The sequence below is a fragment of the Pseudoalteromonas rubra genome (assembly GCF_005886805.2).
Taxonomy (GTDB): Bacteria; Pseudomonadota; Gammaproteobacteria; order Enterobacterales; family Alteromonadaceae; genus Pseudoalteromonas; species Pseudoalteromonas rubra_D.
Genome location: NZ_CP045429.1, coordinates 778,175 through 790,198, shown reverse-complemented (window position 1 = coordinate 790,198; position 12,024 = coordinate 778,175). Strand labels below are relative to the sequence as shown.

The window sequence follows — 12,024 nt, the reverse complement described above, 5'->3', positions numbered from 1 at the left end:
TGCGTTACGGAACATGCGCATCCAAGGGCTGTCCTCTTCCACTCTTGTCATGGGTATCGCTGCCAAGAGTTCGCTTTCTTCAAGCAATAAAAAAGGCCATCGAAGTGACCCTTTTCAAAAGTTAAAATGCTCTCAATTAACTCACGTTCTTACGTGCGTTACGGAACATGCGCATCCAAGGGCTGTCCTCTTCCACTCTTGTCATGGGTATCGCTGCCAAGAGTTCGCTTTCTTCAAGCAATAAAAAAGGCCATCGAAGTGACCCTTTTCAAAAGTTAAAATGCTCTCAATTAGCTCACGTTCTTACGTGCGTTACGGAACATGCGCATCCACGGGCTGTCCTCTTTCCACTCTTGTCATGGGTATCGCTGCCAAGAGTTCGCTTTCTTCAAGCAATAAAAAAGGCCACCGAAGTGACCCTTTTCAAAAGTTAAAATGCTCTCAATTAGCTCACGTTCTTACGTGCGTTACGGAACATGCGCATCCAAGGGCTGTCCTCTTTCCACTCATCCGGGTGCCAAGAGTTCGCTACGGCACGGAATACACGCTCTGGGTGTGGCATCATGACTGTTGCACGACCATCAGTTGATGTAATACCTGTAATACCTTCTGGTGAACCATTCGGGTTGTTCGGGTATTGCGTTGTTGGGTTACCAAAATTGTCAACGTACTGAACGGCTACTGTGCCAGATTCAAGCGCCGCTTTTACTGCTGCATCGTTGGCAAACTCAGCATGGCCTTCACCGTGTGAGACTGCGATTGGCATACGAGAGCCTGCCATGCCATGGAAGAATACCGACGGGCTTTCTTGTACTTCTACAAGGCTGAAGCGTGCTTCAAAACGCTCTGACTTATTGGTTACAAATCGTGGCCAGTGTTCAGTGCCCGGGATAAGCTCTTTCAGAGTGGATAACATCTGACAACCGTTACAGACACCTAAGCTGAACGTATCTTGACGTTCAAAGAAGGTTTGGAACTGATCGCGTGCCATGTCATTGAACAGGATTGACTTAGCCCAGCCTTCACCCGCCCCCAGCACGTCACCGTAAGAGAAGCCACCACACGCTACAAGGCCTTTGAACTCTTCCAGAGTCAGGCGACCTTCAAGGATGTCACTCATGTGTACGTCTACTGCTGCAAACCCTGCACGGTTAAATGCGGCGGCCATTTCAACGTGTGAGTTAACGCCTTGCTCACGCAAGATAGCCATCTTAGGCTTAGCGCCTGTTGCAATGTAAGGTGCAGCAACGTCTTCATTTAAATCAAAGCTTAGTTTCACGTTCAGACCTGGGTCTTTTTCATCAAACTTGGCATCAAATTCTTGTTTAGCGCACTCTGGGTTGTCACGAAGTGCCTGCATCTTATATGTGGTTTCAGCCCAAATAGTACGTAGTTCAGTACGTGTATTTGCCAGTACTGCTTCACCGCCACGGTTGAAGATTACTTTGTCTTCAGTGTTTAGTGCACCGATAGTGTGGCTGATTGTTGCAAGGCCATTGTCAGCAAGAATTGCTTCAACCGCAGCCAGGTCATCGTTACGAACCTGAATAACGGCACCCAGCTCTTCGTTGTAAAGTACTTCGATGTCAGAACCAACTAAGCTATCAAGGTTTACCGTGACACCGGTGCGACCTGCGAATGCCATTTCAGCAACGGTTGTGAATAGACCACCGTCTGAACGGTCGTGGTAAGCCAGTAGTTTTTCTTCAGCTACAAGAGCTTGCATCGCGTTGTAGAAGCCTTTTAATAGCTCAGGGCTATCTACGTCAGGCGTCTTATCACCAAGCTGCTTGTAAACCTGTGCAAGGCTTGATGCACCCAGTCGGTTTTGACCTGCACCTAAATCAACTAAGATCAGGCTTGATTCGCCTTTATCAGTGCGAAGCTGAGGCGTTACCGTTTTACGAATGTCTTCAACACGGCCAAACGCAGTGATGATCAGAGAAAGTGGTGCTGTTACCGCTTTGTCTTCACCCTCGTCTTGCCAGGTGGTTTTCATCGACATTGAGTCTTTACCAACCGGAATAGTTAGACCCAGCGCCGGACATAGCTCTTCACCTACGGCTTTAACCGCTTCGTAAAGACCTGCGTCTTCACCTGGGTGACCCGCTGCTGCCATCCAGTTTGCAGATAGCTTGATATTCTCAAGACCACCAATGTTTGCGCCAGCAATATTAGTGAGCGCTTCTGCTACTGCCAAACGTGCAGAAGCACCGTAGTTTAGAAGTGCCGCAGGTGTGCGTTCACCCATTGACATTGCTTCACCGTGGTAAGTGTCAAACGCAGCTGCTGTCACAGCACAGTTTGCTACCGGTACCTGCCAGGGGCCAACCATTTGGTCACGTGCTACCAGACCTGTCACCGTACGGTCACCAATCGTGATAAGGAATGTTTTCTCAGCGATAGTAGGTAGACGAAGTAAACGCTTAGCCGCTTCTTCTACATCGATGCTGTCAGTGTTAAGGGCTTCACCTTCGACTTTCTTCGACTCTACGTCACGGTGCATCTTAGGAGCTTTACCAAGCAGGACTTCAAGCGGCAGGTCTACTGGATTATTGTCGAAATGACTATCCGCAACAGTTAAGTGACGCTCTTCCGTTGCCTCACCAATGACTGCGTATTGTGCACGTTCACGCTGACAGATGGCTTCAAAGCGGTCAAAGTCTTCAGCAGCTACGGCCAGTACATAACGTTCTTGAGATTCGTTACACCAGATCTCGTGTGGTGCCATGCCTGGCTCATCGTTCGGGATGTTACGTAGCTGGAATTTACCACCACGACCACCGTCATCTACCAGCTCAGGGAATGCATTAGAAAGACCACCTGCGCCCACATCGTGGATAAACGCGATGGGGTTTTCGTCACCCAACTGCCAACATTTGTCGATCACTTCCTGACAACGACGTTCCATTTCTGGGTTTTCACGCTGTACAGACGCAAAATCCAGGTCTTCATTTGACTGGCCAGATGCCATTGATGATGCAGCACCACCACCCAGACCGATGTTCATCGCAGGGCCGCCCAGTGCAACTAGCTTAGCACCGACAGGGATTTCACCTTTTTGTACGTGCTCAGTACGGATGTTGCCCAGACCCCCTGCCAGCATGATTGGCTTGTGGTAACCACGCACTTCTTCACCGTTGTGGCTGTTCACTTTTTCTTCGTAAGTACGGAAGTAACCAAGCAGATTAGGGCGACCAAATTCGTTATTGAACGCCGCGCCACCCAGAGGACCATCGATCATGATATCGAGTGCATTAACAATGCGACCAGGTTTGCCGAAGTTGCTTTCCCACGGCTGCTCGAAGCCAGGGATTCGCAAGTTAGATACCGTAAAACCGACCAGGCCCGCTTTTGGCTTAGAACCACGGCCTGTCGCACCTTCGTCGCGAATTTCACCACCAGAGCCCGTTGATGCACCAGAGAAAGGGGCAATCGCGGTTGGGTGGTTGTGGGTTTCAACCTTCATCAGGATTTCAATGTTTTCCTGATTGTAGCTGTACTCACCGTCTTTATTTGGGAAGAAACGACCCGCTTTTGATCCTTTCATTACCGCAGCGTTATCTTTATACGCAGACAGTACATTTTCAGGGTGCGTTTCGTATGTATTTTTGATCATTTTGAACAGCGACTTAGGCTGCTGTTCACCGTCGATTGTCCAATCGGCGTTGAAAATTTTATGACGACAGTGCTCAGAGTTCGCCTGTGCGAACATGAACAGCTCGATGTCGTTCGGGTTACGCCCTAGTTTTTGGAAATTCTCTACCAGGTAATCAATTTCGTCATCCGCCAGAGCAAAGCCTTGTTCAACGTTTGCAGTAGCAAGTGCTTCACGGCCACCGCCAAGAATGTCAACTGAAGACATTGGGCGAGGCTCTTCAACGCGGAATAACTGACCGGCATCTTCCAGTGAACTGTGTACTGACTCTGTCATGCGATCATGTAAAAGTTTCGCTACCTCATCGATCTGCTCTGCACTCAGTGCGCCCTCGACATAGTAAGCAATACCACGCTCAACGCGGTGTACTTTATCCAAGCCACAATTATTGGCGATGTCAGTGGCTTTCGATGCCCAAGGCGAAATCGTACCAATTCGCGGTGTGACTAAAATCAGGGTTCCTTCAGGCGCATGTTCGGCAATGGTCGGGCCGTACTTTAAAAGCTTGCTCAGCTTGTCCAGTTCAGACTCAGAAAGTTCCGCTGTCAGATCAGCAAAATGCATGAACTCAGCATACACACCAGTCACTGGTAATTGCGCATCGTTACAGCTTTTAAGGATTTTTTGAACTTTGAAATCAGAAAGTGCAGGTGCACCACGTAGGATCAACATAGGTATTTTCATCCGGGGTTAAGGATTGAACGATATTTTGGGCCGCTATTATAGTCGATTTGCCCTCCTTATTTAACTCAAATTTAGCAATTATCGAAAAAAAGCCCCTTCACAAAAGCGCCGTTAATTGCGAGCATGGAGCGGTCTGTCACTCTCATTTGACCAAGGAGCCAAAAGTCACTTATGCGTTTGCTTTCCTCTGTGCTGGTACTGTGCTGTTTATTGCTAATGAGCAGCTGTGAAAAAATGCCCGCCACTCAATTACAACAGATCAAAGCGCAGGAAGTGATCCGCATTGGCACCCTGGTGGGACCCGCAACCTTTTATCAGGGCATTGGCGGTGAACAGGGGTTTGAGTACGAACTGGCTGAACAGTTTGCCAATGAGCTCGGCGTTGAGTTGCAAATGGTGCCTTTTTTCAGCCTGAAAAAACTGTTCGAACGCCTGCAAAGTGGCGATCTGGATATGGCTGCGGCGGGACTTAGCTACCACCCTCAGCGTGCTGTCCATTTTCGTTTTGGCCCGAGCTATCGGGAGATAAGCCAAAAATTGGTCTTTAAACAAGGCAATACCCGACCACGCAACTTTGCCCAGTTAACTGGGCCTATCACCGTTTTAGCGGACAGCCATCATGTGATCTCTTTGCAGGCGGCACAAAAGCAGTACCCCGAGCTTAGCTGGCATGAAGTCGATGACCGGGATCAGGAAGAGCTATTGCAGGGGATCATCGACGGTGACATACAATACACAGTTGTCGACTCGCACTCGCTAGCCCTGTTCCGACGTTACCACCCCAATGTCAGCATTGCATTTTCCGTCACTCAGGCCGATCCGGTTTCCTGGGTGCTGCGCAACGAAAAAGACGACTCTTTATACGCACTGCTGCCGCCATTTTTTGCCAAGGTGCAACAATCTCAGCAACTGGCCGCGCTCGAGGAGAAGTACTTTGGTCATGTCAGGCGCTTTAATTACGTCAACACTCTGGCTTTTGTCGAAGCGAGTAAAACCACGCTGCCTAAATATCAGGACTGGTTTATGCAATACGCTGAGCAGCACCAGCTGGACTGGCGCTTACTCGCCGCACTGAGCTATCAGGAATCGATGTGGAATCCCAGAGCCAAATCGCCCACCGGTGTACGCGGGATCATGATGCTCACACAGCGCACAGCCAAACAAGTTGGCGTAACGCACAGACTCAAACCAGAACAAAATATTCGCGGTGGCGCCCGCTACTTACGTAAACTCATTAATCGCATCCCCAAACAGATCGGTGCACCAGACAGAACCTGGTTTGCGCTTGCAGCGTATAACGTTGGGTGGGGTCACGTGAATGATGCACGCAAACTCACGATGCGTCAGGGGGGCAATCCAACTAGCTGGGCAGAGGTGAAAAAACGACTACCACTGCTGACTAAAAAGCGCTACTATCGAGAGACAAAATATGGATATGCGCGCGGCGATGTGGCAGTAACCTATGTAGATAATATTCGCCGATACTACGACGCCCTGATCTGGTTAGACGAAAATGGGGCCCTTCAAGTCAATACAGACTCAGAGCAACCAACCCAATGATCGACAAGGCGCTCTGGTAAGTATCCGGTACGCTATTCAGAGTATGTCATCAAGTTGACACACGAATACGCTATAGCTGTCGCGCGTAGTTGTTCTCTCACTAAAAATGGAGGTTACGATGCTAAGAAGACGTCGAACTCATCAGTTTAAACGTAACACGCGCAACACGAATCCAAATCGTCGCCGTATTATGTTACGCAACATCAACCGTAAGATATTATTACGCCGCCGCATCTATGCACTGATCCAGATAGCGGCAGACGAAAGAGCGGCTCAATCCTGAGCTGCTTGGTCGTTTGACCCCGCTTGCCTGGCTTTTTTCTGCGCCTTGATCTCTTTGCGCCGACGCCGAAAAAATGCTGATAACTTCTCGCCACATTGCTCGGCTAATACCCCGCCGCTCACCTCGACCTGGTGATTCAGTTTTGGTTCCTGCAACAAATTCATGATTGACCCTGCGGCCCCTGTTTTCGCATCCGACGCACCAAACACCACCCGTTTAATCCGGCTATGTACCAGCAAACCAGCACACATAGGACACGGCTCCAGCGTGACATATAAAGTGCAATCTACCAGGCGATAATTTTCGATGCGCTGACCGGCATCCCGGATCGCCAGCATTTCCGCATGGGCCGAAGGATCGTGGCAACAAATGGAGCGGTTCCAGCCCGCGCCAACCAGCTCACCATCTCTTACCACAACGGCGCCAACCGGGATCTCATCTTCCTGTTCGGCCTTGTCGGCATACTCCAATGCACGCTGCATCCAATACAGATCTTGCTGTTGTTCGTCCACCTAAATGCTCCTGGGTACAAAATGGGGGATATTCTAGCGTATTGTCGCGAACTGCGCACTGTGACAGTTATATTGCTAAAATTAGCAAATTGCCATGGCTCAATGACATCAATTTAAGCTATAATTCGCCGCTTTTTTTATTTGACGAGCTCAACACACACGGGTAAAACATGAAATTTCCGGGCCGCAGAAGACATAAACATTATTTTCCAGTCGAAGATAAAGACCCTATAATTAACCAGTTACATGTCGTTGATCGACTTAAACGCAACTACATTTGTGGTATAGACCAAATCGTAGTAGACATCGAAGCTAAGGTCGATCAGGCCTTTCTAGATGAGTTTGGGTTGCAACGCGGTATGTCTCAAGTGATAGACAATGATGTCACCAATGCGCTTTACGATCGCCTGAAACGTGATGACATGATTGACTATGAATTTGCTGGCGGCACCATTGGCAATACCATGCACAACTACTCGGTGCTGGCTGATAGCCGCTCGGTGTTACTGGGCGTCATGAGCGAAAACATTCAAATCGGCAGTTATGCGTATAAGTTTTTGTGCAACACCTCCAGCCGGGTCGATCTCGATTACCTGCAACCCGTCCTGGGTCCCATCGGCCGTTGCTTTACACTGATTGACGACAGTGGTGAGCGGACCTTCGCCATCAGTGCCGGCATGATGAACCACCTAAAACCTGAGTCCATTGACAAGTCATTGATTGAACACGCCTCAGCATTGGTGATCAGCGCTTATCTGATGCGTACTTCAGGCGAAGAAACCATGACCCAGGCCACCATGCAGGCAGTGAAATATGCCAACGATGCCGGTGTGCCCGTGGTATTAACGCTGGGTACTAAATTCCTGATTGAGCAAGACCCGACCTGGTGGGCTGAATTCGTAGAGAAACACGTCGATATTCTGGCCATGAATGAGGAAGAAGGCGAAGCCATCACCGGTTTTGACGATCCGTTGCTGGCCGCTGACAAAGCGCTGGACTGGGTTGACTTAGTGATCTGTACAGCCGGGCCTAAGGGCCTGTTTATGGCCGGTTACGTGGATGATGAGAAAAAGCGCGAAACCGAGTACCCGCTGCTGCCTGGCGCTATTCCAGAATTCAACCAGTATGAATTCTCACGGGCAATGCGTCGTAGCGCGTGTAAACAGCCAATCAAGGCATACAGCCACACCGCTCCTTACATGGGTGGCCCGGATACCATTAAAAATACCAATGGAGCCGGAGACTGTGCATTGGCGGCAGTCTTACACGACCTGTCAGCGAACGTATACCACAAGCTCAACGTGCCAAACTCAGCCAAACACGAACAGCATGCCATTACCTATTCTTCACTGGCACAGATCAGTAAGTATGCTAACCGTGCCAGCTATGAGGTATTAGTACAGCACTCACCACGCCTGTCGCGTGGCCTGCCAGAGCGCGAAGACTCGCTCGAACAAACTTACTGGGACCAGTAAGCAAAAACGGGAGCCATGGCTCCCGTTTTTTGTATCTCACTGTCACCTAAAATAAAGCGGTGCCAAGCTTTTCAGCCAGTAACTCAAGCGCCGCAATACCCGCAACAGAGTTGCCTACTTTATCCAGCCCCGGCGACCATACCGCCACGGTAAATCGACCCGGAGCGACGGCAATGATGGTGCCTGATACCCCGGACTTACCCGGCATCCCCACCCGATAGGCAAAGTCCCCGGCAGCATCATACAAACCACTGGTAAACAGCAAAGAATTAAGCTGCTGGGTTTGACGTGCACTTAGCACCTGCTGACCACTTTGCTGACATACCCCACCCGTTGAAAGATAAGAAAATGCCCGTGCTAGTTCGCATACATTGAGTTCAATGGCGCAAAAATTAAAGTACGACCACAGTACCTCTTCAACCTGGTTATCAAAGTTACCAAATGACTTCATCAGATAGGCCATGGCGGCATTGCGATAACGATGATCATACTCGGATTGCGCTACCAACTTATTAATAGCCACTTTTGGATTCGCTGTATGACTACGGTAACTTTCCAGCATAGTGTGGATAGGCGCACTCAGGCGGCTGAACAAGGCATCACAGGTAACAATGGCTCCGGCATTAATAAAGGGATTACGGGGAGTGCCATTTTCAAACTCAAGCTGAGTGAGGGAGTTAAATGCGGTGCCCGACGGCTCTTTACCCACCCGCTGCCACAACTCATCCCCATAACGCTGTAACGCCAGCGTCAAGGTCATGACCTTAGAGACAGATTGAATGGTAAAACGGCTATCACAGTGGCCGGCACTGAAGGTCTGTCCGTCGGCAGTGTGCAGTGCAATGGCAAATTGCCCCAGTGGCTGCTCAGCCAGCGCAGGAATATAATCAGCGACCTTTCCCTGGTGGGACAAGGGCTGAACCTGCTGTGCAACGTGTTGCAAAATAGCCTGATAATCGGGCGAGGCTGTTGTCATAAAAACGGTCATCATCTCAAAAAGCACAATAGCGCGAGTGTAACAGATCTGTGGCCACAAAAAAGCCGCACAGAGCAGTGTCTGTGCGGCTTTTTCTTGATACCTGTTGGCCCGGCTTACTTGGTAAACAGCTCTTTGATATTGGCCAAATCTGATTTACCAGCGATCAGCTCATCCGGCGTTAAACCTGATAATTCGTGCGGGAACACCAGCCATTCGTCCGACTCGTGAATAAAGTAATCCGGCGTCATAGGAACTTTTTTATTGGTCGGCTTGTAATATGGACAGGCGACACGAATGTCTTTAGGCAGGTTCAGACGCATCAGCTCTTCGAGTTTTTCACGTAGTGCATAAATACTGCGGCCCGAGTCAAATACATCATCCACAATCAGCAACGAGTCACCCGCATTAGCGTTTTCAACAATATAGTGTAAGCCGTGTACCTTGATCTCTTTCGACTGCTTGCCAATGCCATAGTAAGACGAGGTACGCACGGCGATATGATCGGTTTCTATGCCTTTGTAATCATAATATTCCTGAACTGCAATCCCGATAGGCGCGCCACCGCGCCAAATGCCGATAATAAAGTCAGGACGAAATCCATCTTCATAAACCTGAGCGGCCAGTCGAAATGAATCTTCAAGTAATTGTTGCGCCGTGATATAGCACTTGTCAGACATACAAACCCCGTGTCATTGAGCAAAGAACACCGCGCAAACCTGTGTTTTTAAAGTGCCGCTACAGACACCACAGCAATCAGCACGGCTGAGAATAACGTATAACCGAGTATTTTAGCTGAGTCGAAAAAAAATTGCTTGCGCTAGCGCAGTTTTTTTACAGGATGATGAATCTGAGAAAGGCTTGTTTTCCCCACTTACCGGGTTTATAACTCTATTCAAATATACTGAAGGAAACACTCATGAGCCAACTAACCCAGTTCAGACTGCTGGCCGACTATAACCAATGGATGAATCAAAAAATTTATCAGGCAGCTACGCGCCTGAGCGAAGAGGCATTAAAACAAGAGCGAGGCGCTTTTTTCGGCTCAATATTTGGCACATTAAACCACCTTGTAGTGGCAGACATTATCTGGCTAAAACGGTTTGCTTCAAACCAGGCGGGCTCCAGCGCTCTGCAATCCATATTGGAACAGCCCAATCCCACCAGCCTGGCCCAGTGCCTTTTTCAAGACCTCTCGCACCTGACTACACATCGTCAATGGCTCGACAAACAAATTTTGTGTTTTATTGATGAGCTGCAGGAGTCCGATTTGGGTACCATCCTGACTTACCGCAATACTAGAGGTATCGGCTTCAGCAAACCTCTAAGTAGCCTGCTGATGCACTTTTTTAACCACCAGACTCATCACAGAGGACAAGTTACAACTCTGTTTTCTCAACTGGACGAAGACATAGGTGATACAGACCTATTACTGCTCATTGACGATGTCGACATCTAGGTATACCAGACCTTGTCCTGACAACTTCAAACCACTTTACCCTGTTTGATTCGCTATTTTGGGTGTCCACCTGCCAAATCGGTGCTATCCAGACTGAACGGCAAGACCACGACTTCTTTATGGCATTGCCGTCAAGTTATTACATTTAGATACATGAATAAAACTAATGTAACTTTGGAATTAATACATTGTGTTTAAATTCCACACAATGTACCCTAATCAGGTTCTCTGTGACACTACAAAATCAATAAGGAAAATGAATGAAACATACCCTACTGGTAGCGGCAATTACGGTGGCCCCATTTGCCGCAAACGCTGCTAAAACAATTTCTTCCGGCTCCTATGGCCACACTCAAGAACAAGGCAAAATCGCTGCAATTTCTGCACTTGAGCGACAAGCAAATGGTAACCCACTGTCCAACGTGCGCACCAGTTGCCGCTCAACTAATTATCCACTCCCCTGGTATTGTACTGCTACCGCACAAGTTGCAACGCTCTCTTTTGGCAGTGACAGCTATGAAATGTGTGGCCGCTCACACAGTAAAAGCGATACGGACGCCCGGTTCGAAGCCGCAATTGGTCGAAAATTTTGTGACAGCAACAAGCAATCAACTTATCGCTCAAATTTTGCAGTCAATGAAAGTAGCTTTGCCGGCAGTGCGTGTGATTACACGTCACCGAAAGGACGATTGTTCAACAGTATCTGGTTACTGGACAACGCTGATAAATCAGGTGACAACTCAATTTTAGGCTGGGCCTATCACGAATCACAAAAAGACGTTCACAACACCCATTCAATTTGTGACGAGAGTGTCTTTGCCAGATTTAAGTGGAAGAAAAAGTTCTACAGCTGGGAATGGGTAAAACGTTCAGAAATGAGCATCAGCCGCCCAGGCCTGTACGATCAGGATGTGATTGGACGAGCTGCAACACTTGTACACGAAGCCAGGCATATGGACAAATCACATGGTAGCGCCGGCGGTGCGTGCAGCGGCTCAAGCTGTGACCCCAACTGGAGCTATAACGGCTCAAATACTTATGAAGCTTTATGGTTATGGTGGTTTGCGGTCAATGCTAACGATGCAACCCCGGCAATGCGGGCCAGTGCTGAGCAACAGGCAAACTACACAATCAATCGCCGCTTCGTTACACCGCCATCGTATCATGCAGACAAAGATGCTGAAATCATCAATAAATCAACGGCATCTGGTTTAAGTCGCCCTATAGAACCATCAAACACAGTAACCTTCACCGCAGCAGGCGGGGTAGAATCAACGGTGCGCTCACAAGCAACATCTGGCTTTGTGAATAAATATGGTAAACAACCAACTAAAGTTGAATGCCGTCACAATCCACATAACATGGGACCTCCTCCGTGGATCTGTGTCGCGACAGGCCCTAAATAACGCTCGTTTTA

General features: G+C 48.8%; 9 protein-coding genes. 5 read left to right on the top strand and 4 right to left on the bottom strand.

Translation table 11 applies throughout. The annotated features are described in order from the left end of the window. Window positions 1-445 precede the first annotated feature (445 nt). Window positions 446-4,330 carry a phosphoribosylformylglycinamidine synthase gene (purL, locus tag CWC22_RS03460; protein WP_138536203.1) on the bottom strand — a complete coding sequence of 1,295 codons (3,885 nt, stop codon included), beginning with the start codon at window positions 4,328-4,330 and terminating at the stop codon, window positions 446-448. Between the two features lie 183 nt (window positions 4,331-4,513). Between purL and mltF the strand changes: the two genes are divergently transcribed. Both mltF and CWC22_RS03450 read left to right on the top strand, forming a co-directional pair. Then, complete coding sequence (gene mltF, locus CWC22_RS03455) at window positions 4,514-5,902, top strand: membrane-bound lytic murein transglycosylase MltF (protein ID WP_138536201.1); 1,389 nt, start codon at window positions 4,514-4,516, stop codon at window positions 5,900-5,902. A 118-nt stretch (window positions 5,903-6,020) separates the two neighbouring features. Beyond that, entirely contained in the window at window positions 6,021-6,185 is a 165-nt protein-coding gene (locus CWC22_RS03450) for a hypothetical protein (protein ID WP_010383038.1), read from the top strand. Here the strand turns inward: CWC22_RS03450 and tadA are convergent. Beyond that, window positions 6,176-6,697 (bottom strand): tRNA adenosine(34) deaminase TadA, encoded by a 522-nt coding sequence (tadA, locus tag CWC22_RS03445; protein WP_125558092.1) that lies wholly within the window; start codon window positions 6,695-6,697, stop codon window positions 6,176-6,178. The genes CWC22_RS03450 and tadA overlap by 10 nt on opposite strands. A 170-nt stretch (window positions 6,698-6,867) precedes the next feature. Between tadA and CWC22_RS03440 the strand changes: the two genes are divergently transcribed. Next, a complete protein-coding gene (locus CWC22_RS03440) occupies window positions 6,868-8,172 on the top strand; it encodes an inosine/guanosine kinase (protein ID WP_138536199.1) in 1,305 nt (434 codons plus the stop codon). 46 nt (window positions 8,173-8,218) lie between these two features. On the opposite strand, the gene glsB is transcribed toward CWC22_RS03440, so the two are convergent. Continuing rightward, complete coding sequence (glsB, locus tag CWC22_RS03435; RefSeq protein WP_125558094.1) at window positions 8,219-9,148, bottom strand: glutaminase B; 930 nt, start codon at window positions 9,146-9,148, stop codon at window positions 8,219-8,221. Window positions 9,149-9,264: 116 nt separating this feature from the next. After that, complete coding sequence (locus CWC22_RS03430; RefSeq protein ID WP_046003029.1) at window positions 9,265-9,828, bottom strand: phosphoribosyltransferase; 564 nt, start codon at window positions 9,826-9,828, stop codon at window positions 9,265-9,267. A gap of 239 nt (window positions 9,829-10,067) precedes the next feature. Here CWC22_RS03430 and CWC22_RS03425 point away from each other — a divergent pair, with 239 nt between their 5' ends. Together CWC22_RS03425 and CWC22_RS03420 are read left to right on the top strand one after the other, a co-directional pair. After that, window positions 10,068-10,607: a DinB family protein gene (locus CWC22_RS03425; protein WP_138536197.1), complete on the top strand. Its 540-nt coding sequence runs from the start codon at window positions 10,068-10,070 to the stop codon at window positions 10,605-10,607. Window positions 10,608-10,867: 260 nt separating this feature from the next. Then, window positions 10,868-12,013, top strand: coding sequence for a hypothetical protein (locus CWC22_RS03420; protein ID WP_125558097.1), 1,146 nt, complete (start codon window positions 10,868-10,870; stop codon window positions 12,011-12,013). Window positions 12,014-12,024 lie beyond the last annotated feature (11 nt).